Here is a 26,154-nt window from a genome sequence, read left to right as displayed (position 1 = left end):
GGGTACGGGGCCGCTTATGCTCTGAAAGGCATATTGGATGCGACAAAGTGTCGCAACCCTACGCCCGGCGCGCTTGCAGGGCCACTTCCATTGGTCGAATATCCGGCTCTCCAGAACATATTGAACCTGCGGCCGGTGCGCATTGCGTTGCAGCACGGCCGGACGGAGTCGTCCCATGTACAAGGTCCGCATCCAGCCCCGCTGGGAACTCGAAAGCGCCGACGGCGCCCGCCTGCCGGCCCATCTGGTCGACCTGCTGGTGGCCGTGCGCGCGACCGGATCGCTGGCGGCCGCGGCGCGCACAATCGGTCTGTCCTACCGCTACGCCTGGGGCCAGCTGCAGGACGCCAAGGCCGTGTTCGGGCAGCCCTTGCTGCGCATGACCCGCGGCCGCGGCGCGAAACTCACCGCGATCGGCGAACGCCTGGTCTGGGCCGACAACCGGATCGCCGCGCGCCTGTCGCCGATGCTCGACAGCCTGGCCACGGAACTCGAAGCCGAGCTCGAGCGCACCGTCAGTGCCCATGCCACGCCGCTGCGCATCCACGCCTCGCACGGTTTCGGCGTCGAAACGCTGCGCCGCGCGATGGCCGAGGCCGAGGTGGCCCTGGATCTCAAGTACCGCAGCCCCGACGACGCGCTGTCGGCGCTACGCAGCGGCGCCTGCGACATCGCCGGTCTGCACCTGCCGATCGGCGAACTGGAGCCGGCCCTGTTCGCGCATTACCGCGACCGCCTCGATCTCGACGCCGACCGCGTGATCCATCTGGCCATGCGCCGGCAGGGGCTGGTCCTCGCGCCGGGCAACCCACGGCGCATCGAAACCCTGCAGGATCTCGAACGGCCCGACATCCGCATGATCCACCGCCAGCCCGGCTCGGGCACGCGCCTGCTGCTGGAAGCGATGCTCGCCCGCCACGGCATCGCCTTCGAGCGCATCCGCGCTTGCGACGTCGAAGAACTCACCCATGCCGCGGTGTCGGCCTACGTCGCCAGCGGCCTCGCCGATGTCGGCTTCGCGCTGGAACCGCCCGCACGCAAGTACGGGCTGGATTTCTTCCCGATGATCACCGAGCACTATTTCTTCCTGTGCCACAACGACGTGCTCGACTCCGGCCGGCTCACCGACCTGCTCACACTCCTGCGCAGCGACGGCTTCCGCCGCGATCTCGGCAGGCTGCCCGGCTACGACCCCAGCTATTGCGGGCGTGTGCAGACGTTGGCGGAGGCGTTCGAATCTGCACGGGCGTCAGAACGCGAACCCGCTGCGGCCTGACGCCGGATCAGGCGGTGTCGGAACAGGCCTCTGTGCGAACGACGCAGGCACCTGTCCGCATCACCAGAACTTCCATCGGGGTTCGGTTGATGCCAACGACCGGCCCAGAGGTCGTAGTACGCCAGCCTGGAGAGGCTGCCGAGCACGACCTGCTCTCCCAGGTCATCCACCACCCGAGTCGGAATCGAGACGCCGAAGTGGTCATCGTGAACTGGAAAGATCTCGATGGACGGCGACAGTGCGCCCAGCGTTGATTCGATCGTGGCGATATCTGCAGCGCGTATGACGATCTGGATGCCCATCAGCGTTTGAACTCCAGAATGCAATGGGGATCGAGCGCCCGGTGAATCCGGCGGATCACCCCATCCGCCAACCTTTGCCCCCGGATGTCGTAGACCAGGCGGCAGCGTTAGAAGCGCGGCGCTACGTGCGTCATCCCGAACGCGATTCGGCTCAGGTTGTAGGCAATGCTGAGCCGTATTGCCTCATCGGAGTCGAGGTTGTGATTGGCGACGAGTACGAATTCGCGTTCCGTCTCGCTCGTGAATTCCGGGGTGAACATCGCGGCTCCCATGCTGGCCGGACCTGATGATTCGCGCAGCCCTCAGATGGGCGCGCGAAGGCTCAGAACGACTTTACCGGCAAAAAAGATGGTCGCAGGACGCACCCAATTGAAATCGAGTTTGGCGCCTCCGGAACGCACAGGAAGCCGTCACGCAGCCCAGAAGATCCCGGCGAACGGACGGGTTTCAACAAGGGTCTGGAAGACGCCCACGGACGATGGCGCAGCATTGCAGCCAGTGTCTCGCCCAGAGGCGGATCGGATTCGATGAGATGCGCACGAGGATCGACCGGGCATCACCCGGATGCACGGCGAAGGCGACGCTCCATAGATCAGTGGCGCCGATGGTCCTGATTGAGCCGATGAAAATCGGCCCCGGACGCCGATGCACGACGGTCTTCCACTTTCGTATGCAAACAGCCGACGGCGCTGAACGCCTCGGTTGCGGTCTTCACTGCATCGAAAGCGCTACCCCGGGGTGGGCCGGGGCAACGCAAGGTAACGCGCGATCGTCGCAGTCCGCGCTTACTCGATCGTCTCGTCGAGCATCAGCTGACGTGCGACGCACTGGCGGGGCGCCTTGGGCGAGCATGTCGTCGTGGTACTGCTTGAGGTTGAACGCCTCGCCGGCCTTGGCTTCGGCGGCCTTGCGCGCGTCGAAGTGTTCCTGCGCGCCGACGAAGTACGTGGCGAGCTGGGGCGAGGAGAGCTGGGCGGTCGCCGTCGTGTCCCGGGCACTGGTTGGCGACGAGAAGCGCTTCGCCTCGAGGGCGCGCGCGGACCCGGGAGTGCACATCGCGGCAGTGCGCCTGGAACGCAGACGATGGCTGCGCGCGACGGTAGCGTCGATGCGTGGCCCGCGCTGGTGACCAACGGCACATGAGGGCGCACGCCGCTGGGCGCGAGGATCGGACCACCGATCCGCAAGGAGGCTGCAGACATGAGGACGACACCGCGCAAGTGTGCGAACCTTTGGCGCCGGTGGTTGCTGGCACTCGCAGTCGCGGGCAGCGCGGCATCGCCGGTGGCCGCAGCCGATGCGCTGCCAGGGGCGTCGGTGGAGACGGCGCTGGCCGCCCACGTGGCGCCGGATTTCCGCAACGACATCATGGTCTTCGGCACGGTGCATCTGTCGGCGTTCCGCGACTGGCTGCAGCCGGCGCATCTGCAGGACACGCTGACCGCGCTGGCGCGGTTCGCTCCGACCCGGATCGCAGTGGAACGCATCCCGCCCGACGAGATCGCGCTGCTGATCGAACGCGCCGCGCACGATCCCTCGGCGCAGCGCGTCCTTGACCAGTTCGCAGGTCCCATCGTCGCGCACGGACGCAAGCTGCAGCAGACACTGAGCATGGATCGCGTCGCAGCGACGATGGCGGCCGAGGCAGCGCTGGCGCGCGCATCGGACACGCTGTCGGACGTGTCGCGCGTCGATCTTGTGGCGCATCTGCTGGCTGCGTTCGAGTTCGATTCGGCCGCACTGCAATGGTCGTATCTGTCGGCGGAAGCGCGCGCGGGCGCGGAGGCGCTGCCCGGGGATGCGCGCGAGGCGCTGGATCGACGACTGCAGGGCACCGACGAGGTCGCGCGGGTCGCGATGCCGCTGGCCCGGCAGTTCGGCCTGCAGCGTCTGTTCCCCGTCGACAGCCAGTACGAGTTGGTGCGGACGTTCGGTCTGCCTGCGGAAGCGTTGGCCGATGCATCCAACGACGCCTGGGGCGATGCCTGGAAAGCGTCCGCGCAGTGGGCGCGCATGGAGAACGCACAGCGTCTCGCCAGGACAGACGGCGACCTGCTCGCCCTGACCCGATACCTGAACTCCGGCGCGGCGCAGATCGACGATGCCGCGCAATGGGTCGGCTGGCTGACCCAGGCGCGTGCGGACGGAGTGGAACGGTTCCGGTATGCGATGTGGGAACTGCGCAATCAGCGGATGTCGGTCAATGTCCTCGACGCAACCGCCTCGACACAGCCCGAGCGCCTGCTGTTCATCGTCGGGCACTCGCACAAATCGTACGTGGAGCGGGCGCTCGCGCCCCACCTCGGGATCCGGCTGGTGCAGCCCGACTTCAGCGTGCCCTGAGCCTGTCGTCGGGCTGCAACGATCCGCGTGCGGCGCGCGCAGCCCCGGTCGCGCCGCCTCGCATCACGAGACGGCGTCAGGCTGCGCCGGCGCGTCGTCCGCGGCGGTCCACGCCGGTTCGAAACCGACCCCGTGCAGCAGCACCACACCCTCACGCGTGCGATCGAACACGAAGGCGATCGACGCGATGGCGTTCCGGTCGAAGGCCGAATTGGCGGCGACGAAGTCCGCCAGCGGGAAGGCATAGGTCTGGAAGGCCGGCTCGGGCCGTGGGGTGGGGCGGATGCTCGGTGATTTGAACAGCGCCGGGCGATCGATCCGCGGCAACGCGCCGTGGTGCGAGAGCGGCAGCATCGCGCTGTTGCCGGCGCGGTCGGTCAGGCGCACATGCAGGTCGATGCCGTCGTGGTCCGGCGCCTGCCCGGCAGTGTCGGCGCCCGGCGCCGGCGCGCGCGTGGGCGTGGCCCCGCTGTCTGCCAGCGAGAACCGCAGCGCGGCCATGCCGTCGGCGAGATCATCCTCGGGCAGTGCGATCGTGTAGTGCGTGGTCGCATCGGCGGCGGTCCAGCCCAGGTAGGCGGCGCGCATGTCGCGCAGGCCGCGGCGCAGGCTCACGCGCGTTTCCTTCCAGTCGCTCAGACCCTGCTGGTCGATGCGCGTCCCCGGCCAGGTGCCGGTGGTCGGGTCGATGTCCTCGTCGTAGCCGGCGACGATCCGGCTGCCGGCCATTGCGAACTCCGCGGCATAGACCGTGTCGGGCAGCCACGCCGCGCCGCGCCCGGGCTCGCGGAACAGCGGCAGATAGCGCGCATCGTCGCGCAGGGTAGTGTCCAGGAACGCCGACAGGAACACCTCGGCGATGCGGCGCTGGTCCGGCGCGGGCATCAGCGGTGCGATGTTGAGCAGCCAGCCGAACGGCGGGGTGATGTCGTAGCGCCCCCAGTCGGTGTTGAACTGTCCGTGATTCCCGCCGCCGAAATGCAGAGCGGACCGGAACGCCTGCGTGTCCCCGGAGAAGCGGACACGCTCTGCCTGTCGGGCGCCGTCGAACGAGAACATGTCGCCGTCCTGGCTGCCCTGCAGGGTGAAATAGCTGACGTCGCGCAGCGGCGTGCCGATGCCGCCCGGCCGGTACTGGCCGTCGACCGGCGCGATCGCCGCGACCGCACGGATGCCGTAGCCGTAATCGAAGGCGAGGGTGCCGTCATCGGGATACGCGCCCATCCGGTTGAACGCGGCGGCGACCGCGACAGCTTCGCCCCCTCGGGAATGGCCGATCAGCGCGATGCGCTCAGGATCCATCTTCCCCGCGAGCCGATGTCCCGGCGTCGCGGTCCACGTGTGCCACTGCCTCAGGTGTTCGAGCAACAGCCAGGCGCGCGCGTCATTCTCGTCGTCGGGTTTGCCTTCCGGCAGGTCGGCGATACCGCTGTTGAGGAAGTTCTGGTCGACCGAGACGAAGATGAAGCCGCGGCTGGCCAGCAACTCACCGAGATAGCCGTATCCCGCGTCGGAGAAATGTTCCATCTGGTGATTGCCGTGCACGGCCAGCACGAGCGGAAAGGGCCCCTCGCCCTGCGGCATCCAGACCCGCCCCTGCATCGGCAGGGCGGTGGTGTCGAACCCCCAGAATCCGCGGCGCAGTTCGCCGCCGCGGCCGCTCCATTCGACGAACCGCGAGCCGTCGATCCGGGGCGTGCGGAATGCGACGCCGTCCGCGTACTCGGGCCGGTGGCGATCGTCGCCGGCACCGTAGGTGAAGGCCTCGAACGCAAACGGGCCGCGCGCGCCGGGATCGGGTGCATCGAGCGGCGGCAGCGTGCTCGCGGGCATCACGCGCGGGGTCACCGCGTCGCCGGGACCCACCATCCAGACCGTGGCCCAGGCGAGCGTGCCCGCGCCGAGCAGGCACGACGCGGCAGCGACCAGACGTATACGACCGCGCGCGGCGGTCCTGCGTCGTGACAGCAGAACGCCGAGGCCGGCACCGAACAGCGAGGCCGGTAGCAGCAGCCACGCGGCGGCGTACCAGCGCCAGCCGTCGGAGGCGAAGAACTTGAACAACGGTGCGACCACTGCCGTGGACATCGCGACGGCGATCAGCCATCGCAGCGGCAGCAGGCACACCAGCCGCACGCCGACGACGAGCATCAACGCCAGCGCTGCGGCCTTGACCAAAAGCCATAGGATGTGGAGCAGCGCGCCCCAGTGGGGCACGTCGGCGTGGAACTTCAACGGCCAGGCGTGGGCGAGCACCACGATCACGGCGGCTGCCGCAGCCGCAATGGAGGCACCGGTCCAGGCCGGATTCGGTGTGGTCAGCCGCGCGGTGTGCGTCTGCGCGAAGGTGCGCGCCCGTGCGAGCGCGCGGGAAACGTGGGTCTGCGACATGATGAACTCCTCCGGCGGGCATGTGCGTCCCGCGTTCGGCGCCTTCCTGGCGTGCCGGCGCCGTGCATGGCCGGGATGCGCCGCAGCGCATCCCGGCAGACGGTTACTCGATCGTCTCGTCCAGCATCAGCTGACGGGCGAAGCGCACGGGCGGTGCGCCCTGGGCGAGCATGTCGTCGTGGTACTGCTTGAGGTTGAACGCCTCGCCGGCCTTGGCCTCGGCCGCCTTGCGCGCGTCGAAGTGCTCCTGCGCGCCGACGAAATACGTGGCGAGCTGGGTCGACGAGAGCTGGGCGCGGATCCACTTGCCTTCGGCTTCGCTGGTCTGCTGGAAGGTCTGGCGGACCATGAGGTCCATCGCCTGTTCCTTGGTCCAGTTGTCGACGTGGATGCCTTGGTCGAGGATCGCGTTGGCCACGGCGCGCGCGTAGAACTTCAGCTGCATCAGACGGAACAGCGGATCGTTGTCGGCGTATCCGGCGTCGGCCATCATCCGCTCGGTGTAGACCGCCCAGCCTTCGGCGAACGGACCCGAGCGGAACACCGCGCGCAGCGTCGACGGGTGGTTCACCGAATGCGCGCCTTCGAGGTAATGACCGGGCATCGCTTCGTGGATCGTCAGCACGTGGATCATGTGCTTGTTGTATTCGCGCAGGAACGAATCGACCTGGCCATCGTCCCAGTCGTCGGGAATCGGCGAGATTGCGTAATAGGTGTCCAGGCCCTTGTCGAGCGGGCCGGGCGAATCGCAGTAGGCGACCGCGACCCCGCGCTGGAATTCCGGCATCAGGATGATCTTGACCGGATCGTCCGGCACCGTGACCAGATCGTGCTGGCGGGTGAACTCGGTCGCGACATCCAGCGTGTGCTTGGCGAAATCGACGACCTCGTCGCGGCCCGGCTTGTCGGCGTAGGCGACTTCCATCGCCGCTTCGATCGCGGCCTGGCGCTGGTCCTCGCTCGGCTGCGCCGGCGTCTCGGGCGCGCCTTCGCGATCCTTGAGCACGGTCTGCGCGACGACGTACATCTCGTCGCGGATGCGGACGAGCTCGGCCTCCGCGCGCTGGCGGATGTCCTGGCGGCTGAGCGAGGAATTGAGCGCGAACTTCAGCTTCTGGTCGTAGGTCTCGGCGCCGATGCGGAACTCGCCCTTGGCGTTCGGCACCAGGGTGCCGTCGAGCCAGGCCTGGTGTTCGTCGACCGCGGTGCGCAGCGTGGCGACCGCGGCATCGAGTCGCGCGCGGTCCTCGCCCTGCAGCTGGTCGGCATTGGGCGTGATGAAGGTGTCGATCAGCGACAGCACACCGCGGTTCTGCGCGGCGACGGTGCGTGCGTGCGTCGCGGGCACGCGCGCCGGATCGAGGTTCTCACGGGCCTGGGCGAAGATCGCCGGAATCTTCTCCATGCGCGCGACCGCGGATTGCAGGCGCTCGGGCACCGGCGCGAACTCGCGCGCCATCAGGCCGTAGATCGCACCGCCGGCGAGGCCGCTGTAGGTCTGCGGATCCCAGGCCCAGCTCTGCAGCGTTTCGGCATCCCAGATGCCGTATTCGAGCGTGTTCCTGAGGATCAGCGCATCGACGTGGTTCTCGCGCGAGAGCTGGGCGAGGTCGATCGCGTCGAGTTCGGCCAGGGTGCGACGGTTGAAGTCGAGGCTCGCCTGACGGCCCGCTGCAGAGAGGTCGTCGACCTCTGCGTCGAAGCGGTGGTCGCCGATCTGCGTGGCCGAAATCGGCGACAGGCGCATGGCCTCGTCGAGATAGCGCTTCGAGAGTTCCGCGAATGCGGCATCGGCCTGCGAGGGCGCGGTGGCGGCAGGCACTTCCTGCGCGGCGGTGGACGATGTCGGGGCTTCGCGGCTGCAGCCGGCGAGGGCAGCGGTGAGCACGGCGACGGCGAGCAGGGAACGGCGCATGCGACAGGTTTCCGGGCATTGGGACAGCCTCCAAGCATAGGGGCGTCGCCGGGGCGCTGCATGTGCCGATGGTGGCGGAAACTGGATGCGCAGGTGGAGGCGCGTTTGCGCAGCGTCGCGTTCCGGTGCAGCCCGTCGAGTGCGGTCGCACATCACAGATCGCGCGCGTGACAGATCGCGCGTGGGGCACATCGATTTGACGCATGCACCACGCGCACAGAAGAATCGGGTGATGTGCGGCCATCGCCGCGGGGAGAATGCAATGCGGCGTCGCGACTTCATGGCCTATGGCGGCATCGGACTGGGCAGCCTGTTGTTGCCGGGCGGCATCGGACGCGCGATCGCCGCCGAGGATCTCGCCAGCACGCTCGATCCGGCGCTGAAGAAACGCCTGGCCGATGTCGCCCTGCAGGCTTCGCGCGACGGCGGCGGCAGTTACTGCGACATGCGCATCGGGCGCTATCTGCGCCAATACGTGATGACCCGCGAGACGCGTGTCGAAAACGTGGTCAACGAGGAATCCACCGGCGTCGGCATCCGCGTGATCGCCGATGGCGCCTGGGGCTTCGCGGCGACGCGCGCGCTGGACCCCGACAGCATCGCCGAGGCTACGCGCCAGGCGCTGGCCATCGCCAAGGCCAATGCGCGCATCCAGACCGCGCCGGTGCAGCTGGCACCGGTGCGCGGCGTGGGCGAGGTGAACTGGGCCACGCCGGTCCGGCGCAACGGCATGACCGTGCCGCTGGAGGAAAAGGTCGCACTGCTGATGGACGTCAACGCCGCGGCCACGGCGGCCGGCGCGGATTTCGTCAGCTCGCGGATGTTCCTGGTCAACGAGCAGAAGTATTTCGCCAGCACCGACGGCTCCTACATCGATCAGGACGTGCACCGGATCTGGGCGCCGTTCACCGTGACCGCGCTGGACAAGGCCAGTGGCAAGTTCCGCACCCGCGATGGCCTGTCGGCGCCGATGGGTCTGGGCTACGAATACCTGACGCCGGATCCCGCGCAGCGCTTCGAACTGCCCGGTGGCGTGATCGCCTACGGCCAGGCCTACGACATGCGCGCCGATGCCGAGGCGGCCGCGCGCCAGGCGCGCGAGAAGCTGACCGCGCGTTCGGTGACGCCGGGCCGCTACGACCTGGTGCTCGATCCGTCGAACCTGTTTTTGACCATCCACGAAAATGTCGGCCACCCGCTCGAACTCGACCGCGTGCTCGGCTACGAGGCCAACTACGCCGGCACCAGCTTCGCCACCCTCGACAAGCGCGAAGAGGGCTATCGCTGGGGCAGCGACATCGTCAATTTCTTTGCCGACAAGACCCAGCCGGGCAGCCTCGGCGCCGTGGGGTACGACGACGAAGGCGTGCAGTGCAAGCGCTGGGATCTGGTCAAGGACGGCGTGCTGGTCGATTACCAGACCACGCGCGACCAGGCGCACATCCTGGGCAAGACCGAATCCGATGGCTGCAGCTATGCCGATGCGTGGTCCAGCGTGCAGTTCCAGCGCATGCCCAACGTCTCGCTGGCGCCGGGCAGAACGCCACTGACCGTGGCGCAGATGATCGGCAACGTCGAGCGCGGCATCTACATCCACGGCCGCGGTTCGTACTCGATCGACCAGCAGCGCTACAACGCGCAGTTCGGCGGGCAGCTGTACTACGAGATCAAGGACGGCGAGATTGCCGGCATGGTCGAGGACGCCGCCTACCAGATCCGCACGCCGGAGTTCTGGAACGCCTGCAGCGCGATCTGCGACGAACGCGACTTCCGCCTCGGCGGCTCGTTCTTCGACGGCAAGGGCCAGCCCAGCCAGGTCTCGGCGGTATCGCACGGCTCGGCGACGACGCGCTTCGACGGCATCAACATCATCAATACCGCGCGCAACCTGGGGTGAGGCCTGCACGTCGCGTCGCCGCAGGGCGATGCGACCTGCGTCACCGTACCCATGCCAAAAGTCATTTGACGCTGCCTGCACGCAGCGTCAAGAATCGGGATGGCCCGCATGGATGCGCCGCCGCCTTGCCAACCCGTCCGCACATCGCGGACCTACGTTCCGGGAGAGCTCCCTTGCATAGACGCGACTTCCTCGCCCTCGCTGGTGTCGGCGCGGGCGGCCTGCTGCTGCCTGCCGTCTTCGGCAAGGTCATCGCCGCCGAACAGCTGGTGTCCACGCTGGACATCGGCTTCAAGAAACGGCTCGCCGATGCCGGCCTCAACGCCGCGACATCCGCCGGCGCGACCTACTGCGACGTCCGCGTCGGACGTTACCTGCGCCAGTTCGTGATGACCCGCGAAGACAAGGTGCAGAACGTCGTCAGCACCGAATCGATCGGTGTCGGCGTGCGCGTGATCGCGGGTGGGGCCTGGGGCTTCGCGGCGACCAATACGTTGACCGAGCAGGGCGTGGCCGAAGCCGCGCGCCAGGCGACGGCGATCGCGATGGCCAATTCCAAGGTGCAGACCGCGCCCGTGCAGCTGGCGCCGGTCAAGGGCGTGGGCGAGACGGCGTGGCGCACGCCTATCCGCAAGAACGGCATGGAAGTGCCGGTGGCCGAGAAGGTCGAGCTGCTGCTGGGCGTCAATGCCGCCGCCATTGGCGCAGGTGCCAGCTTCGTCAACTCGACGCTGTTCCTGGTCAACGAGCAGAAATACTTCGCCAGCACCGACGGTTCCTACATCGACCAGGACGTGCACCGCATCTGGGCGCCGATGACGGTGACCGCGATCGACAAGGCCAGCGGCAAGTTCCGCACCCGCAGCGGCCTGTCGTCGCCGATGGGCATGGGCTACGAATATCTGGACGGCGCGGCGTCGGGCAAGATCGTCTCGCCCAACGGCGTGGTCAACTACAACAAGTCCTACGACATGCGCGAGGACGCGATCGCCGCGGCCCGCCAGGCGCAGGAAAAGCTGCGGGCGCCGTCGGTCAAGCCGGGTCGCTACGACCTGGTGCTCGACCCGTCGCACACCTGGCTGACGATCCACGAGGCGATCGGCCATCCGCTCGAACTCGACCGCGTGCTCGGCTACGAAGCCAACTACGCCGGCACCAGCTTCGCCACGCTCGAAAAGCGCGAGCAGCGGTTCCAGTACGCCAGCGACATCGTCACCGTGTTTGCCGACAAGACCCAGGAAGGCAGCCTCGGCGCCGTGGGCTATGACGACGAGGGCGTCGCGACCAAGCGCTGGGACATGATCACCGACGGCAAGCTGGTCGATTACCAGGCGATCCGCGACCAGGCCCACATCCTGGGCAAGACCGAATCCGACGGCTGCTGCTATGCCGATTCGTGGTCCAGCGTGCAGTTCCAGCGCATGCCCAATGTGTCGCTGGCGCCGGGCAAGACGAGGCTCAGCGTCGCAGACATGATCAAGGACGTCGAGAACGGCATCTACATCATCGGCGACGGTTCGTTCTCGATCGACCAGCAGCGCTACAACGCGCAGTTCGGCGGCCAGCTGTTCTACGAGATCAAGGACGGCCAGATCGCCGGCATGATCGAGGACGTGGCCTACCAGATCCGCACGCCGGAATTCTGGAACGCCTGTACCGCGATCTGCGACGAAAGCGATTACCGCCTCGGCGGTTCGTTCTTCGACGGCAAGGGCCAGCCGAGCCAGGTCTCGGCCGTCTCGCACGGTTCGTCCACCGCCCGCTTCGACGGCATCAACGTGATCAATACCGCGCGTTCGCTCGGCTAAGGAGACTCCAACATGACCATCTTCACCGAAGCCCAGGCGCGCGAGATCCTCGAAAAGACCGTCGCCCTGTCCACCGCCGACGAATGCACGGCCACGCTGGCCGGCTCGGTCGCGGGCAACATCCGCTTCGCGCTCAACAACGTGTCCACCAGCGGCATCGTCACCAACGCCGAACTCGCGGTGCAGGTCGCCTTCGGCAAGCGCGTCGGCACGGCCAGCATCAATGCCTTCGACGACGCGTCGCTGCAGAACGTGGTCAAGCGCGCAGAGGATCTGGCGCGCCTGGCACCGGAAAACCCGGAATTCCTGCCGGCGATCGGCAAGCAGGAGTACCGCCCCAGCCCGACCTTCAGCGAATCGACGGCCGCGATCACCCCGGAATTCCGCGCCAACGTGGCCGCCGGTTCGATCGCGCCCTGCCGCGCCGAACAGCTGATCGCCGCCGGCTTCCTCGACGACGGCAAGAACTTCGTCGCCTTCGCCAACAGCAACGGCAACTTCGGCTACCAGCAGGCGACCAACTTCAACTACACCTGCACCGTGCGTACCGAAGACGGCCGTGGTTCGGGCTGGGTGGGCCGCAACCTGAAGGACGCCAGCGCGTTCAATGCCGAGCGCGATGTGCGTGTGGCAATGCGCAAGGCCAGCGATTCTGCCGAGGCGCAGGCGCTGGAGCCGGGCAAGTACACGGTGATCCTGGAGCCGGCCGCAGCTGCAGGTCTGATCAGTTTCATGATGCGTTTCTTCGACGCGCGCACCGCCGACGAAGGCCGCAGCTTCCTGTCCAAGCGCGGCGGCGGCAACAAGCTGGGCGAGCAGGTCTACGACCCGCGCGTGAACATCATCTCCGACCCTTGGCACCCGGAAGCGGCGGTCATGCCGTGGGACGGCGACGGCCTGCCGCGCGAGCGCATGCCGATCATCGAGAACGGCAAGATCGCCAACCTCGACTACTCGCGTTTCTGGGCGCAGCAGCAGGGCAAGCGCGCTGTGGGTCGCCCGGGCAATCTGCTGATGTCCGGCGGCGAAGGCTCGACCGCCGACCTGATCCGCGGCACCGACCGTGGCATCCTGGTCACGCGCACCTGGTACATCCGCATGGTCGATCCGCAGACCGTGCTGCTGACCGGTTTGACCCGCGATGGCACGTTCTACATCGAGAACGGCGAGATCAAGTACCCGCTGAAGAATTTCCGCTTCAACGAGTCGCCGGTGATTATGCTCAACAACATCGACGAGCTGGGCCGCCCGGTGCGTGTGGGCGGCGACGAGTCGTCGATGGTGATGATGCTGCCGCCGATGCGGTTGCGGGACTTCACGTTTACGTCGTTGTCGGATGCGGTCTGAGGACGCAGTGATTCGACGCGGTCTGCGAGCGGGAGGCTTTTGCGTCTCGTGACGACTGCAGTGCAGTTTGCAGACCCGAAGGGCGCCGCACATGGATGTGCGGCGTTTTCCGACCGAGGCAGGATGCCGAGTCGGAAAATCCCGGAACGCCTCACGACGTGGGGCTGCTTCGTCGGGGCTCGGGCCCTTTCTTTTGGTTACTTTTCTTTGGGCCAACAAAGAAAAGTGAGTCGCTCGCCGGCAGGCGAGAGGAAGCACTGTTTCTGCTCCTGCTCGCCGCAGGCGATGCTTCGAACGCTTTCGTCCGCTGGCGCGGCCGAGTTCATTTCTTTTGGTAGACGCCAAAAGAAACGGAACCAAAGAAAAACGTCTCCCCGACGGAGCACATCCGGCCCTTCATCCGTTCCGGGATTTTTCGACTCGCCATCCATGGCTCGATCGAAAAACGCCGCACATCCATGTGCGGCGCCCTCCGGGTCTGCAGCTTGGGTCGGCGATTCGTTGTGGCGTAGCAGCAACAGCTGCAGCAACAGCAACAGCAACGACGGCAGCAACAGCAGCAGCAAAAACGAAATCAACTGCCACAGCCGCAGCCACAGCCACAGCGGCGTCAGTCCTGTAGATGCGCTATCGGATTGCCGCGTCGCAATGCATCAAAGCAGGGCGCCAGCGCCATGAATCGCCGCCAGTCCCTGCAACTGCTGCTCGGCGCCGCCGCAGGCATGGCGCTGTCGCCACTCGCCGCGCAATCGGCGCGCTACGACTTCTGGTTCACCCGCCTGCGCTACGAATCCGGCGACTGGGACGTCGATGCGCGGATGCCGGCGAACCTGCTGACGTCGCTGGTCGATTACACCAATCTGCGCGTCGATCCCGAGGAACACGTGATCGCGCTGTCGGATCCGAAGATGCTCGCGGCGCCGTTCTGTTATCTGGCCGGGCACAAGCTGGTCGAGTTCAGCCCGGCGGAGCGGCGCAATTTCGAACGTTACGTGCGCAATGGCGGCTTCGTGTTCGTCGACGACTGCAACCACGACATCGACGGGCTGTTCGCGGTCTCATTCGAGCGGCAGATGGCAGCGATCTTCGGCGGCAATGCAATGCGCAAACTGCCGAATTCGCATGCGCTCTACCGCAGCTTTTTCCATTTTCCAGACGGGCCGCCGGCCACGAGCTTCGAACTCAACGGCTGGGGCGACGATCTGGTGCACGACTATCTCAAGGGCATCGAGATCGACGGGCGCCTGGCCGTGCTCTACAGCAACAAGGACTACGGCTGCGAATGGGATTACGACTGGCGCAACAAGCGATTTCTGGCCGAGGACAACACGAAGTTCGCCGTCAATATCGTCATGTACGCGCTGACCGCGTGACCCGCATTTCTTCTCGCTTTTTTTGTGGGAGCGCGCTTGCGCGCGATCGCGCTTTCCCGGCAGAGCCCCGTCGCGCGCAAGCGCGCTCCCACAGAAAAAACTACAGCCACACGCATCTCACGAGGCACGTATGACCGTCACCGATCCCACCGAAGCCGATCTCGCCGCCTGGCGCGCGAAGCTCGATGCCCTGCGCGGGGCGATCGCGCACAACGTCGTCGGTCAGACCGATGTCGTCGAACAGCTGCTGGTCGCGTTGCTGGCCGGCGGCCATGCGCTGCTCGAAGGCGTGCCGGGCCTCGGCAAGACGCTGCTGGTGCGCACGCTGGGCGAGGCGCTGGACCTGAGCTTCCGGCGCATCCAGTTCACGCCCGACCTGATGCCCGGCGACATCCTCGGCACCGAGCTGCTCGAGGAAGACCACGGCACCGGTCGTCGCCAGTTCCGCTTCCAGGAAGGCCCGGTGTTCACTCACCTGCTGCTGGCCGACGAGCTCAACCGCACGCCGCCGCGCACGCAGGCCGCGCTGCTGGAAGCCATGCAGGAGCGCACCGTCAGCCACGCCGGCGTGACCCGCGCGCTGCCGGCGCCGTTCTTCGTGCTGGCGACGCAGAACCCGATCGAGCAGGCCGGCACCTGGCCGCTGCCCGAGGCGCAGCTCGACCGCTTCCTGCTGCACGTGACGCTGGACTATCCCGGCGAATCCGAGGAACTCGCGATCCTCGCGCAGACCACCGGCGCCGCCGGCGCCGAGGTGCCGCGCGTGATGGACGCCGAGGACCTGCTCGCCTTGCAGGCGCTGGTGCGCCAGGTGCACGTGGGCGACGACCTGCTGCGCTGGATCAACCGCCTGGTGCGCGCGACCCGGCCCGGCGACGACGCGCCGGAGATCGTGCGCGAGAACGTGCGCTGGGGTGCGGGTCCGCGCGCCGGCCAGTCGCTGGTGCTGACCGCGAAGGCGCGTGCACTGCTGCACGGGCGCCTCGCGGCAACCCGCGAAGACGTGGCTGCGCTGGCCGCCCCCGTGTTGCGCCATCGCCTGGTGCTGTCGTTCGCGGCCGAGTCGGCGCGGATGGGACCCGACGCGGTGGTGGCCGGCCTGCTGCGCGCCGTACCCGCGCCGGACCGCTGACGCCCGCCATGCAGGCCCCCGCTGCCCCGGATCTGTTGCCGCCCGAATTGCGGGCGCGCCTGCGTGGTCTGCGCATCCTGCCGCGGCGCGCCAGCGGCGGGCAGGGCATCGGCCTGCATGCCAGTCTCAGCCGCGGCGCCGGTGTGGAATTCGCCCAGTACCGGGGCTACGAGCAGGGCGACGAGCCGCGCCGGATCGACTGGAAGCTCTATGCGCGCAGCGACCGCCTGTTCGTGCGCGAGGCCGAACGCGAGAGTCCGCTGCGCATCTGGTTGTTGCTCGATGCCAGCGCCTCGATGACCCAGGCCGACGAGGCGCGTCCGGACTGGTCGCGCTTCGACGCGGCGCGCCAGCTGGCGCTGTGCGTGGTCGAGATCGCACGGGCCCAGGGCGATGCCTGCGGGCTGGTGCTGTGTCCGGACCAGGGCCTGCCGCCGGCGGATCCCGGCGTCGGCCCCCGCCAGCGCGACCGGCTGCGCCAGATGCTGGCCGGTGCGACGGCGTCCGGCGTCTGGCCTGCCGAAGCGCAGCGCACACCGGCCTGGGCGCGCATCGCGCGCGGCGATCTGGTCGTCGCGTTCGGTGACTGGTTCGATCCCGGCGCGGTGGACGCGCTCGCACGGCTGTCGGCAACCGGGCGCGAGGTGATCGCGCTGCAGGTGCTGACTGTCGAGGAATACACGTTCCCGTTCCGCGACGGCCGTCGCTTCGTCGATCCGGAAACCGGCGACGCGCTGCTCGGCGATGGCCCGGCGCTGCGCCGCGATTACCTCGCGCGTTTCGAGGCCGCGCAGCGCGACCTCGATGCGCGCCTCGGCGGCGCCGGCATCCGCCATGCCCGCCATGTGCTGGACGCCTCGCCGGAGACGGTGTTGCGCCAGCTGTTCGACACCCGCGCGGCAGGGGGCTGAGCGGATGGGATTCGGCCTGTTGCTGCCCGCCGCGCTGGCTGCGCTCGCCGCGTTGGCCCTGCCGTTGCTGCTGCACCTGGCGCGGCGCAGCGAGCAGCGGCCGACGCCGTTCGCCGCATTGCGATGGCTGTACCAGCGCCCGCGTCCGCGGCAGCGCCTGCGATCCGACGACTGGCCCTTGCTGCTGCTGCGTCTGCTGCTGCTGGCATTGCTCGCGCTGTGGCTGGCGCAGCCGGTCTGGCGTGAACACCGTGCGCCGGTGCGCGTGGTGGCCATCGTGCCCGGCGTCGTCGCCGGTGCGGACGTCGCCAACGCGGCCGACAGCGAGCGGCGCTGGCTGGTGCCCGGATTTCCGTTGATCGACGCGGCAACGCCGGCGCCCGCGCCGGATCCGGACGCCACGCTGTCCAGCCTGGTGCGTGAACTCGATGCCGATCTGCCGGCCGAGATCGCACTCACTGTCGTCGTGCCGCCGGTGCTCGACGCCGTCGACGCGCAGCGCATCGTGCTGGGTCGCGCGGTGGATTGGCGCATTGCCGGGGCCGCATCCGGCATCTCGACGCCGGCCCCGACGATGCCGGATGCAACGCCGCTGGCGATCCGTCACGACGGCAGCCAGCCCGATGCGGTGCGCATCCTGCGCGCGACCGCTTTGTCCTGGCAGCCCGAGGCCACGCCCGCGACGCTCGATCTTCTCGATGGCGACGGCCTGCCGGATGGCGATGTGCCGCTGGCGTGGATGCGGGCCGGCCCGATGCCGGACGCGCTGCGGGACTGGATCGCGCAGGGGGGCACCGCGCTGCTCGGCGATACCACCGATCGCGATGGCATCGAAGTGTGGACGCCGCTGTGGCGCGACGCCGACGGCGCGGTCACGCTCGAAGCGGCGCAGTTGGGCGCCGGGCGCGCACTGCGCGTGACCCGGCCACTGGCACCCGCGCGCCTGACGGCCGCCCTCGACGGCGCCTTTCCGAAGTCATTGTTGGCGGCGATGCGGCCGGCGCCCGCGCCGACGCAGGTCGACGCCGCCAGCCATGCGCCGACCCGGGGCGGCGTCGGCGCCGCTGCGCCGCGCGCGGTCGATGTCCGCGATCTGCGTGATGTCCTGGCGCTGCTGATCGGATTGGTGTTCCTGCTCGAACGCTGGCTCGCGACCACGCGGCGACGGAGCATCGGCGCATGACGCACGCATCACGTCTGCAGCAGGCCCTGCGCGCGGCGCGGCTGCGGGCGGCTGCGCGCGTGCTCGCGCTGGGGTTGCCCGCCATCGTCGCCGTGGCCGGTGTCGGTGCGCGCTTGTCCGGACCTGCCATTGCAGTCGCGCTTGCTGTCATCGGGCTCGCGATCGTCGGTGCCATCGCGTTCGCACAGGCACGGCAGCGCGACACGGCGTGGCTGGCGCGGCGGCTCGACGCCGCACGTGCCGACATGGACGACAGCGCGGCGTTGCTGTTCGCCGGCGCGCGCACGCTGTCGCCGCTGCAGACCTTGCAGCAGGCCCGCCTGGCGGAACGCATCACCCGCGATCCGACGATGCCGGCATCCGTGCCGTGGCCGTGGCGCGCGCTCGCGCTCGCATGGCTGGGCGGTGCGCTGGTTGTCGTGGTGACCCTGATGTGGCCTGCGCTTGCACCGTCGGATGCGGTCGCGCCAGATGCTGCCGCGTCGCGTGCGGCAGCGGCCGGACCGCCCGTGCTGCAGGCCCAGCAGCTGCGGATCGAGCCGCCGGCCTACACCGGCCTGCCGGCGCAGGTGCTCGACACCTTGGATGCGCAGGCGCCCGAGGGCGCGCAGCTGGTGTGGACGTTGCGGTTCTCGCCGCAGCCGGACGCGGTGAGGCTGGAACGTCTTGACGACAGCGGGATCGCCTTCGAGCGCGTGGGCGAGGACTGGGTCGCACGCCTGCGCCTGACGCGATCGATGCTCTATCGCGTCGCGGTTGATGGCGACGTGGACGGCGCCGCCGCGCGCGCGCAGCCGTACCGGATCGACGCCGTACCCGATCGTCCACCGCTGGTGCGCGTGCGTGAGCCCGAGGGCACGCTGACCACGATGATGCCCGGCCAGCGCGCCTGGCGTCTGGTGTTCGAGGCCGAGGACGATTACGGCGTGGCCGCCGATGCGCAGCTGCGCATCACGATCACCCGCGGCACCGGCGAGAACATCACCTTCGAAGACAGCACGCGCACGCTGCGCGGGCAGGGCGCGCCGCGCGCGCGCCGGTTCGAGGCCACGCTCGATCCGATCGCGCTGGGCCTGCAGGCAGGCGGCGATCTCGTCGCGCAGTTGCGGGTGACCGACAACCGCGCGCCGCAGCCGCAGGCCGCCACCGGGCCAAGCCTGATCCTGCGCTGGCCCGTGCCGGTGCCGCCCGACGCCGACGGCTTGGAAGGTCTGGCGCGCGACGTGCTGCCCGCGTACTTCCGCAGCCAGCGCCAGATCATCATCGATGCCGAGGCGCTGATCGCGCAGCGTGCGGCGCTGGCGAACGATGCCTTCGCCGCGCGGTCTGACATCATCGGCGTCGACCAGCGTCTGCTGCGCCTGCGCTATGGCCAGTTCCTCGGCGAGGAAAGCGAAGGCACGCCGCGTCGGCCGCTGCCGACCGCCGACGGCGAGCCCGAACCCGCACCGCCGCCGCGGCGTCCCTTGCCGATCGACGACTTCGGCCAGCAGGACACGCCGCTGCCGGCGGCCGGCGACGACGTCCACGACCACGACCACGACCACGACCACGACGAGGACGACGCCGACCCGGCCGCCGCCGACGGCCACGCCCACGACGATGGCCACGATCACGACCATGGCGGTGCGCCGCGCGATGCGACGACCTTCGGCCGCGCCGAGGACGTGCTGGAGACCTTCGGCCACACCCACGACCTGCCGGAAGCCGCGACCCTGCTCGATCCGAAGACGCGCGAGATCCTGCGCAGTGCGCTGCGCGAGATGTGGCAGTCCGAGCTGCACCTGCGCCAGGCCGAACCGCAGCGTGCGCTGGCGCCGGCCAACCGCGCGCTCACGCTGATCAAGGAAGTGCAGCAGGCCGACCGCATCTATCTCGCCCGCGTGGGCACGGTGTTGCCGCCCGTGGACATGGGCCGACGGCTCGGCGGCGACCGCGACGGGATCGCGCCGCGTCGCGTGCCCGGTCCGGATGGCGATGCGGTCGCCGCCCCCGATCTCGCATGGCAGGCGCTGGCCTGGGACGAGGCCGTCGATCTCGACGCGCTCGCCGGCTGGCTGCGCACGCATCCGGCGCAGGCCGACGATCCGCTGGCGCTGATGGCCGCCCTCGACACCGTGCGTCGCGATCCCGCCTGCGCGGCCTGCCGGCAGACCCTGCGCGCGCAGCTGTGGAGCGTGTTGCGCCGTCCGCCGTCGACGCCGGCGCCGCGTCCTGCCCTGGATGCGATGGGCGCGCGCTATCTCGATGCCCTGCGCGGTGAGGTCGATCCATGACGGCGGAACAGCTACTCGGCCCGGTACTGGCCATCGCCGTGGTGCTCGCCACGCTGCGCCTGTTGTGGGCGATCCGGCGCACAGCCTCGGCGCAGCGCCCCGGCGGCCTGCGCACGGCTGCGATCCTGGTGCTGCAACCGCTGGTCGCGATCCTGCTGTACCTGACGCTGCTGCCGCCGGCATCGACGGTCGCCAGCGGCAGCCTCACCGTGCTCACGGCCGGCGGCAGTGTGCCGGCGGATGCGGACGGCGCGGTCATCGCCCTGCCGGAAGCGACGGAGCTTCCGGCATCGACCGAACGCGCCCCGGATCTAGCAACGGCCCTGCGCCGATATCCGCAGGTCGCCCGGCTGCAGATCGTCGGGTACGGCCTGGAGCCACGCGATCGCGAGGCTGCCGGCGCACGCGCGGTGGCGTTTGTTGCGCCGCCATTGCCGGCCGGCGTGGTCGAACTCGAAGCGCCGGACACCGCCGCGCCCGGTGCCGGCATCGTCGTCCGCGGGCGGATCGACGGGATCGCCGGTGCGACCGTCGCGCTGCACGATCCTGCCGGTCGCCGGGTCGCGCTGTCGACGCCTGACGACAGCGGACGTTTCGCCCTCGATGGCGTGGTGCGCGGCCCGGGCGCGGTGTTGTTCGACATCCGCGTGCTCGATGCCGAAGGCGGCGAGCACACACGCGTCGCAGTGCCGGTGGTGGTCACCGCGGCGCCGCCGTTGCAGATACTGCTGCTGGCCGGTGCGCCGAATCCCGACGTGCGCGCGCTGCGCCGCTGGTCCGAGGACGCGGGCATGGAGTTGCGCTGGCGGGTCACGCTCGGCGGCGGGACCCAGCTCGGCGATGCGGGACGACTGGATCGCGCGCTGCTCGACGCCCAGGACCTGGTGGTGCTGGACGGCCGCGCCTGGAGCGACCTGGGCGCGGCGCAGCGCACGCTGCTGCAGGCGGCGATGCGCGACGGTCTCGGCGTGCTGCTGCATCTGCCGGTTGCGCCCGCGCCGGCGCTGCGCACGCAGCTGCGCGATGCCGGTCTCGATCTGAGCTTCGCCGTCTCCCGCACCTGGCGCCCGGACGGCGGACCCGACGACAGTGCGCAATTGCGCGCCCGCCTGGGGCCGGGCAGCGACGATGCGCCGTTCGATCCCGGTCTGGCCCAGGAAGCGCTCCCCGAACTCGCGTATCTGCCGATGCAGGGCGGCGGCGTCGCCTTCACCGGGCCGGCGCCGGGGACCATGGCGCGCTGGCAGGCTGTGGGGCGCGGCCGGCTCGGCGTGACCACGCTGGCCGACAGCCACCGTCTGGGTCTGGCCGGACGCGGCGATCTGCATGCCGCGCTGTGGAGCGGTTGGGCGGCGACGCTGGCGCGGCCGCGGCGCGACGATCCCCGCGCGGCGATCGATACGTGGATGCGCGTCGGCACGCGCGGCGCTCTGTGCGACGTGGACGCGGAGACGCAAGTGCAGGCGCCCGACGGCGCGGTCGTGGCGCTGGTGCCCGATCCCGCCAGTGGCTGCGCCGGGTTCTGGCCGCGCATCGCAGGCTGGCACCGTCTGCAGCACGATGACCGCGTGCAGCCGTTCCATGTCGCCGACGCCGATGTCGCACCGGCCCTGCACGCCGCGCAGCTGCAGGCCGCCACCCGCGCGCTGGTCCGCGATGCCGCCGGTGCGCCGCAGACGGCGTCGACGACGCACCGGCGCGGTCCGTCCTGGCCGTGGGCCATCGGACTGCTGCTCGCGCTGGCCGCGCTGTGGTCGATCGAACGCGCGCGCATCGGACTCCCGGCGCGCAGACCGGAGGCGTAATCTCCCCGCAACCACGCGCGGGAGAACCCAATGACGCATACCGGACGCTGCCATTGCGGCAGCCTGTCGTTCGAACTGGACGGGCCGATCGACGAGGCCTACGACTGCAACTGTTCGATGTGCCGCAGGCGCGGCGGCCTGCTGGCATTCGCAGCCGCCGACGCACTGCGCGAAACCGGCAGCGGCACGCCGCAGACCTATCGCTTCAACACCCACAACATCGCGCACCACTTCTGCGGCACCTGCGGCATCGCGCCGTACAGCCGCGGCGTCGGTCCGGACGGTGCGGCGATGGCCTGCGTCAACGTGCGCTGCGTCGACGGGATCGATCTCGCGTCGCTGAAGATCGTGCAGATCGACGGCGCGCGCCTGTGAGGCGCGTACCGCTGCGCCGTGTCTGCGCGCTCTTGCTTGCAGGCGCACTGGCGACCGGCTGTTCCGACCCGGGCGCCCACGCCGATGGCATGGCCTATTCCGGATCGGGCGCGGCATCGACCGGCGAGGCCGACGATGCCTTGCTGGCCTACGAACACAGCGTCGGCGTGCAGCTCGATCGCGAGACGATCGTGCCGCGTCTGCAGGCGATCCAGGCCGCGTGCCGCGATGCGCGCTTCGGTGCGTGCACGCTGATCGAGGCGCAGCAATCCGCAGGCGATCGACCGTCCGCACGTGCGGTGTTGCGCATGGCGCCGGCAGGCATCGAACCGATGATCGCGCTGGCGGGCGAGGGCGGCGAAGCCGGCGAGCGCAGTACGCGCGCCGAGGATCTCGCGGTCGTCGTGCGCGACAACACGCTCGGGCAGGACCGGCTGACGAAGGAGATGGCACGGCTGCAGGCATTCGAAGCGCGGCGCGATCTCTCGGTGGCCGACATGATCGCCTTGTCGGAGCGCATCGCCGCTACCGAAGCGCAGCTCGAAGCCGCACGCCGCGACGGCGCCCAGCATCGGCGTCGCATCGACACGCAACTGCTGACCGTGCAGCTGCGCGCGCGCGACGGCCAGCAGGGCCGCAGCGAGATCGGTGCCGCGTTCCGCGAATTCGGCGGAACGCTCGCCACCGGCACCGCCTGGACGATCCGCGCGACCGCGTTCCTGTTCCCGTTGGCGATCGTCGGTGTCGCGCTGTTCGTACTGCTGCGCGCGCTGTGGCGGCGACGTCGCCGCGGCTGATCGACGCGAACGCGCGTCGGTTGCCCGGCGCGGTGGGGTCCTGCAGACTCGGGACGCCGCATTCCAGCCGGCATTCCGTGCGCGCAGCGCGTGATCCAGCACCGCGCCGGTTTCCGACGCAGGCCCGGCCTGCGCCATCCATGCAAAGGAGGACGCCATGGTCACCCGTCGCGATGCCCTGAAACTTTCACTCGGTGCCGGCCTGTCGCTGGCATTGCCCGGCGCGCTGTTCGCCGCCACGCCCGCGCCGCTGCTGACGCGCCCGATTCCGTCCAGCGGCCAGCGTATTCCCGTGATCGGCCTCGGCAGTTCGGCGACGTTCTCGTCGACTGCGCGCGACGATGCATCCGCGCTCAATGAAGTGCTGCGCACGCTGGTCGACCAGGGCGGCGCCGTGTTCGACACCGCGCCCAGCTATGGCGCCTCGGAAGAAGTGGCAGGCAAGGCGGTGCAGGACCTCGGCATTGCCGACCGCGTGTTCTGGGCGACCAAGGTCAATGTCGCCGGCCGCGAGGCGGATGCGAAAGCCGACCCGGCCGCGGCGCGCGCGCAGATCGAAGCCTCGTTCTCGCGACTCGGCCGCGACACCATCGATCTGATCCAGGTGCACAACCTCGGTGACGTGCCGACCCAGCTCGGCATCCTCAAGGAACTGAAGGACGCCAAGCGCGTGCGCTACATCGGTGTCACCTCGACCAGCAAGCCGGCGTATCCGAAGCTGATCGAGACGATGCGCAACGAGCCGCTGGATTTCATCGGCGTGGATTACGCGATCGACAACCGCGACGTCGAGGAGACGATCCTGCCGCTGGCCGCCGAACGCGGCATCGGCGTGCTGGTGTACGCGCCGTTCGGTCGCACGCGCCTGTGGCGTCGTGTCGGCGAGCGTCCGGTGCCGGACTGGGCCGCGGAGTTCGACGTGGCCTCCTGGGGCCAGTTCTTCCTGAAGTTCGTGCTGTCGCATCCGGCGGTCACGTGCGCGACGCCGGCGACGAGCCGCGCCTCGAACCTGATCGACAACCTCGGCGCGGGCCGCGGGCGACTGCCGGATGCCGACCAGCGCCGCCGCATGATCGAACTGGTGGAGTCGCTGCCGGCCGCGGCCTGAGACCGGTGCGGGTGCTGCGTCGCCGGTTCCGGATCAGCCGGCCGGCGGCGTGAAGCGCCCGAGTGGAATGCGCAGGAAACGGCGACCGCGGTCATCGGGTTCCGGCAACCGGCCGCCGCGGATGTTGAACTGCAGCGCATGCAGCATCAGCTTCGGCAATGGCAGCGTCGCGTCGCGGGCCTGCCGCGTGCGCACGAAATCCGCTTCCGTCACGTCACCTGCCAGATGGATGTTGTGTGCGCGCTGCGCGTCCACCGTGCTCATGCATGCCGGCGCACGGCCGTCGCGTCCGTAATCGTGTCCGACGAACAGCGCGGTGTTGCCGGGCAGCGCCAGGATGCGTTGCAGCGTGGCGTACAGCTGATGCGGATCGGCGCCGGGAAAATCGGCGCGCGAGGTGCCGCTGTCCGGCATCATCAGCGTGTCGTGGACGAAGGCATTGGACCCGACGAGATAACTCACCGACGCCAGCGTGTGGCCGGGCGAGAACAGCACGCGGACGGTCAGCGTTCCGACTGCGAAGGTGTCGCCATCGGCGAACAGGCGGTCCCACTGGCGGCCGTCGGTCGCCAGATCGTCGAGACCGTAGATCTCCTGCCACAACGCCTGCACGCCGGTCACGTGCGCGCCGATGGCCATCGGTGCGCCCAGTGCATCCTTGAGATAGGCCGCGGCCGACACGTGGTCGGCATGCGGATGCGTGTCGAGGATCCACGCGACGGTCAGCCCCTCGCGCTGGACATGCGCGATCAGCGCATCCGCATTGGCAGTGGAGACACTGCCGGAGGCTTCGTCGAAATCAAGGACCGGATCGATGATCGCGGCCATGCGCGTGACCGGATCGGCGACGACGTACTGGAAACTGCCGGTACGGGCATCGTGCAGCGAGTGGATCAGGGCGTCGTCACGGGGATGGTGCCGCAGGGTCATGCAGTCGCTCAGCCTTCTTCTTCGGTCTCGAATTCCACCAGTGCATCGAGGTCGAATGCAAGCGCTTCGACCGCTTCGCGCACCTTGCGCTCGGTGGACGGGTTGCCGGTTTCGATCTCGATGGTGTGCATGTCGGGACCGGACACGTCGCTCAGCCCCGCGGAACTGGAGTCGGCGTCGTCCATGTGCGGCATGAGGTCGTCGATCTCCTCGACGTGCTCGATCCCTTCGAGGCTCTGCAGGAGGTTGATGACGGCGCGGGCGGTGTCGTCGCTGCCGGTCAGTCGGATGCGGAGCATGGGCATGGCGGTTCCTTCGTGGCGTGGAGATGCAGGCTAGGAAGCGTGGAGCTAAGCCGACGTGACGACTGCAACCGGTCGTGACGGTCGCGCAGGTAAGCTCGGTGCATGAACACGCAGATGCCCGCACCCCCGATCGCCAGTCCGGTCCTGCTGCGTCCGCTCGAACGCGGCGACCTGCACTTCGTGCACCAGCTCAACAACAACCGCAACGTGATGGGCTACTGGTTCGAAGAGCCGTACGAATCCTTCGTCGAGCTCGAGGAGCTGTTCCGCAAGCACATCCACGACCAGAGCGAACGCCGCTTCATCGTCGAGGATGGCGAGGGCACGCGCGTGGGCCTGGTCGAGCTGGTGGAGATCGACCATCTGCACCGGCGCGCCGAATTCCTGGTGATGGTGTCGCCGGACCACCAGCGACGCGGCTACGCGCGCGCGGCGACCACGCTGGCGATCAACTACGCGTTCCGCGTATTGAATCTCTACAAGCTGTTCCTGCTGGTCGACGTCGACAACGCACCCGCGATCCACATCTACGAAACGCTGGGGTTCCAGCGCGAGGGCGTACTGGTCGACGAATTCTTCAGCGACGGTCGCTATCGCAGCGCGATCCGCATGTGTCTGTTCCAGCACCAGGCGCTGGGCAGCGACGACAGCCGCCGCGACGCCTGATCCCGGAACCGGTT

Annotated in this window: 20 protein-coding genes and 1 pseudogene; 15 read left to right on the top strand and 6 right to left on the bottom strand. The window is 69.0% G+C overall.

The window, feature by feature from the left end:
- The first annotated feature begins 175 nt into the window (after positions 1 to 175).
- Positions 176 to 1,276 (top strand): substrate-binding domain-containing protein, encoded by a 1,101-nt coding sequence (locus AC3A5K_RS05080; protein ID WP_487616435.1) that lies wholly within the window; start codon positions 176 to 178, stop codon positions 1,274 to 1,276.
- 1,087 nt (positions 1,277 to 2,363) lie between these two features.
- Here AC3A5K_RS05080 and AC3A5K_RS05075 read toward each other — a convergent pair.
- A pseudogene (locus AC3A5K_RS05075) lies at positions 2,364 to 2,556 on the bottom strand (DUF885 family protein); the annotation flags it as partial.
- Between the two features lie 267 nt (positions 2,557 to 2,823).
- On the opposite strand from AC3A5K_RS05075, the gene AC3A5K_RS05070 reads away from it, so the two are divergent.
- Positions 2,824 to 3,921, top strand: a complete 1,098-nt coding sequence (locus AC3A5K_RS05070; RefSeq protein ID WP_487616434.1) for a DUF5694 domain-containing protein — start codon at positions 2,824 to 2,826, stop codon at positions 3,919 to 3,921.
- 63 nt (positions 3,922 to 3,984) lie between these two features.
- On the opposite strand, the gene AC3A5K_RS05065 is transcribed toward AC3A5K_RS05070, so the two are convergent.
- Together AC3A5K_RS05065 and AC3A5K_RS05060 are read right to left on the bottom strand one after the other, a co-directional pair.
- The gene (locus AC3A5K_RS05065) at positions 3,985 to 6,312 is read right to left on the bottom strand and encodes an alpha/beta hydrolase (RefSeq protein ID WP_487616433.1); all 2,328 of its coding nucleotides are present in this window, start codon (positions 6,310 to 6,312) and stop codon (positions 3,985 to 3,987) included.
- Positions 6,313 to 6,415: 103 nt separating this feature from the next.
- Positions 6,416 to 8,227, bottom strand: coding sequence for a DUF885 domain-containing protein (locus AC3A5K_RS05060; RefSeq protein ID WP_487616432.1), 1,812 nt, complete (start codon positions 8,225 to 8,227; stop codon positions 6,416 to 6,418).
- A gap of 262 nt (positions 8,228 to 8,489) precedes the next feature.
- Here AC3A5K_RS05060 and AC3A5K_RS05055 point away from each other — a divergent pair, with 262 nt between their 5' ends.
- The 3 genes from AC3A5K_RS05055 to AC3A5K_RS05045 all read left to right on the top strand — a co-directional run bounded on the left by AC3A5K_RS05055 (position 8,490) and on the right by AC3A5K_RS05045 (position 13,279).
- Positions 8,490 to 10,124 carry a TldD/PmbA family protein gene (locus AC3A5K_RS05055; RefSeq protein WP_487616431.1) on the top strand — a complete coding sequence of 545 codons (1,635 nt, stop codon included), beginning with the start codon at positions 8,490 to 8,492 and terminating at the stop codon, positions 10,122 to 10,124.
- Positions 10,125 to 10,297: 173 nt separating this feature from the next.
- Positions 10,298 to 11,932 carry a TldD/PmbA family protein gene (locus AC3A5K_RS05050; RefSeq protein WP_487616430.1) on the top strand — a complete coding sequence of 545 codons (1,635 nt, stop codon included), beginning with the start codon at positions 10,298 to 10,300 and terminating at the stop codon, positions 11,930 to 11,932.
- Positions 11,933 to 11,944: 12 nt separating this feature from the next.
- Positions 11,945 to 13,279, top strand: coding sequence for a TldD/PmbA family protein (locus AC3A5K_RS05045; RefSeq protein WP_487616429.1), 1,335 nt, complete (start codon positions 11,945 to 11,947; stop codon positions 13,277 to 13,279).
- Positions 13,280 to 13,476: 197 nt separating this feature from the next.
- Here the strand turns inward: AC3A5K_RS05045 and AC3A5K_RS05040 are convergent, their stop codons facing one another.
- Positions 13,477 to 13,845: a hypothetical protein gene (locus AC3A5K_RS05040; protein WP_487616428.1), complete on the bottom strand. Its 369-nt coding sequence runs from the start codon at positions 13,843 to 13,845 to the stop codon at positions 13,477 to 13,479.
- Between the two features lie 108 nt (positions 13,846 to 13,953).
- Here AC3A5K_RS05040 and AC3A5K_RS05035 point away from each other — a divergent pair, with 108 nt between their 5' ends.
- The 9 genes from AC3A5K_RS05035 to AC3A5K_RS04995 all read left to right on the top strand — a co-directional run bounded on the left by AC3A5K_RS05035 (position 13,954) and on the right by AC3A5K_RS04995 (position 24,239).
- Positions 13,954 to 14,652 carry a DUF4159 domain-containing protein gene (locus tag AC3A5K_RS05035; RefSeq protein ID WP_487616427.1) on the top strand — a complete coding sequence of 233 codons (699 nt, stop codon included), beginning with the start codon at positions 13,954 to 13,956 and terminating at the stop codon, positions 14,650 to 14,652.
- 130 nt (positions 14,653 to 14,782) lie between these two features.
- Positions 14,783 to 15,784 carry an AAA family ATPase gene (locus AC3A5K_RS05030; RefSeq protein ID WP_487616426.1) on the top strand — a complete coding sequence of 334 codons (1,002 nt, stop codon included), beginning with the start codon at positions 14,783 to 14,785 and terminating at the stop codon, positions 15,782 to 15,784.
- Positions 15,785 to 15,792: 8 nt separating this feature from the next.
- Entirely contained in the window at positions 15,793 to 16,695 is a 903-nt protein-coding gene (locus AC3A5K_RS05025; RefSeq protein WP_487616425.1) for a DUF58 domain-containing protein, read from the top strand.
- A 4-nt stretch (positions 16,696 to 16,699) separates the two neighbouring features.
- Positions 16,700 to 17,878, top strand: a complete 1,179-nt coding sequence (locus tag AC3A5K_RS05020; RefSeq protein ID WP_487616424.1) for a BatA domain-containing protein — start codon at positions 16,700 to 16,702, stop codon at positions 17,876 to 17,878.
- A complete protein-coding gene (locus AC3A5K_RS05015) occupies positions 17,875 to 20,154 on the top strand; it encodes a hypothetical protein (RefSeq protein WP_487616423.1) in 2,280 nt (759 codons plus the stop codon). The genes AC3A5K_RS05020 and AC3A5K_RS05015 overlap by 4 nt, the downstream gene beginning before the upstream one ends.
- A complete protein-coding gene (locus tag AC3A5K_RS05010) occupies positions 20,151 to 21,959 on the top strand; it encodes a carboxypeptidase regulatory-like domain-containing protein (RefSeq protein WP_487616422.1) in 1,809 nt (602 codons plus the stop codon). The genes AC3A5K_RS05015 and AC3A5K_RS05010 overlap by 4 nt, the downstream gene beginning before the upstream one ends.
- 30 nt (positions 21,960 to 21,989) lie before the next feature.
- Positions 21,990 to 22,334 carry a GFA family protein gene (locus AC3A5K_RS05005; protein ID WP_487616421.1) on the top strand — a complete coding sequence of 115 codons (345 nt, stop codon included), beginning with the start codon at positions 21,990 to 21,992 and terminating at the stop codon, positions 22,332 to 22,334.
- A gap of 89 nt (positions 22,335 to 22,423) precedes the next feature.
- Positions 22,424 to 23,131 (top strand): DUF4349 domain-containing protein, encoded by a 708-nt coding sequence (locus tag AC3A5K_RS05000; protein WP_487616420.1) that lies wholly within the window; start codon positions 22,424 to 22,426, stop codon positions 23,129 to 23,131.
- Between the two features lie 157 nt (positions 23,132 to 23,288).
- Positions 23,289 to 24,239, top strand: a complete 951-nt coding sequence (locus tag AC3A5K_RS04995; protein ID WP_487616419.1) for an aldo/keto reductase — start codon at positions 23,289 to 23,291, stop codon at positions 24,237 to 24,239.
- Between the two features lie 33 nt (positions 24,240 to 24,272).
- Here the strand turns inward: AC3A5K_RS04995 and AC3A5K_RS04990 are convergent, their stop codons facing one another.
- Together AC3A5K_RS04990 and AC3A5K_RS04985 are read right to left on the bottom strand one after the other, a co-directional pair.
- Complete coding sequence (locus tag AC3A5K_RS04990) at positions 24,273 to 25,169, bottom strand: MBL fold metallo-hydrolase (RefSeq protein ID WP_487616418.1); 897 nt, start codon at positions 25,167 to 25,169, stop codon at positions 24,273 to 24,275.
- Between the two features lie 8 nt (positions 25,170 to 25,177).
- A complete protein-coding gene (locus AC3A5K_RS04985) occupies positions 25,178 to 25,474 on the bottom strand; it encodes a hypothetical protein (protein ID WP_487616417.1) in 297 nt (98 codons plus the stop codon).
- 114 nt (positions 25,475 to 25,588) lie between these two features.
- On the opposite strand from AC3A5K_RS04985, the gene speG reads away from it, so the two are divergent.
- On the top strand, positions 25,589 to 26,140 hold the full coding sequence (gene speG, locus AC3A5K_RS04980) for a spermidine N1-acetyltransferase (protein WP_487616416.1): 552 nt from the start codon (positions 25,589 to 25,591) through the stop codon (positions 26,138 to 26,140).
- Positions 26,141 to 26,154: the final 14 nt, after the last annotated feature.

The organism is Luteimonas sp. Soil_C_5, from assembly GCF_057656615.1.
Note: the sequence above shows the minus strand (reverse complement) of the source record. Positions and strands in the feature narration are given on the sequence as shown.

Coding starts and splice junctions, on each gene's coding strand:
- AC3A5K_RS05080 (WP_487616435.1), top strand. CDS start 176: ATGTACAAGGTCCGCATCCAGCCCCGCTGGGAACTCGAAAGCGCCGAC.
- AC3A5K_RS05065 (WP_487616433.1), bottom strand. CDS start 6,312: ATGTCGCAGACCCACGTTTCCCGCGCGCTCGCACGGGCGCGCACCTTC.
- AC3A5K_RS05060 (WP_487616432.1), bottom strand. CDS start 8,227: ATGCGCCGTTCCCTGCTCGCCGTCGCCGTGCTCACCGCTGCCCTCGCC.
- AC3A5K_RS05055 (WP_487616431.1), top strand. CDS start 8,490: ATGCGGCGTCGCGACTTCATGGCCTATGGCGGCATCGGACTGGGCAGC.
- AC3A5K_RS05045 (WP_487616429.1), top strand. CDS start 11,945: ATGACCATCTTCACCGAAGCCCAGGCGCGCGAGATCCTCGAAAAGACC.
- AC3A5K_RS05035 (WP_487616427.1), top strand. CDS start 13,954: ATGAATCGCCGCCAGTCCCTGCAACTGCTGCTCGGCGCCGCCGCAGGC.
- AC3A5K_RS05030 (WP_487616426.1), top strand. CDS start 14,783: ATGACCGTCACCGATCCCACCGAAGCCGATCTCGCCGCCTGGCGCGCG.
- AC3A5K_RS05025 (WP_487616425.1), top strand. CDS start 15,793: ATGCAGGCCCCCGCTGCCCCGGATCTGTTGCCGCCCGAATTGCGGGCG.
- AC3A5K_RS05020 (WP_487616424.1), top strand. CDS start 16,700: ATGGGATTCGGCCTGTTGCTGCCCGCCGCGCTGGCTGCGCTCGCCGCG.
- AC3A5K_RS05015 (WP_487616423.1), top strand. CDS start 17,875: ATGACGCACGCATCACGTCTGCAGCAGGCCCTGCGCGCGGCGCGGCTG.
- AC3A5K_RS05010 (WP_487616422.1), top strand. CDS start 20,151: ATGACGGCGGAACAGCTACTCGGCCCGGTACTGGCCATCGCCGTGGTG.
- AC3A5K_RS05005 (WP_487616421.1), top strand. CDS start 21,990: ATGACGCATACCGGACGCTGCCATTGCGGCAGCCTGTCGTTCGAACTG.
- AC3A5K_RS05000 (WP_487616420.1), top strand. CDS start 22,424: ATGGCCTATTCCGGATCGGGCGCGGCATCGACCGGCGAGGCCGACGAT.
- AC3A5K_RS04995 (WP_487616419.1), top strand. CDS start 23,289: ATGGTCACCCGTCGCGATGCCCTGAAACTTTCACTCGGTGCCGGCCTG.
- AC3A5K_RS04990 (WP_487616418.1), bottom strand. CDS start 25,169: ATGACCCTGCGGCACCATCCCCGTGACGACGCCCTGATCCACTCGCTG.
- AC3A5K_RS04985 (WP_487616417.1), bottom strand. CDS start 25,474: ATGCCCATGCTCCGCATCCGACTGACCGGCAGCGACGACACCGCCCGC.
- speG (WP_487616416.1), top strand. CDS start 25,589: ATGCCCGCACCCCCGATCGCCAGTCCGGTCCTGCTGCGTCCGCTCGAA.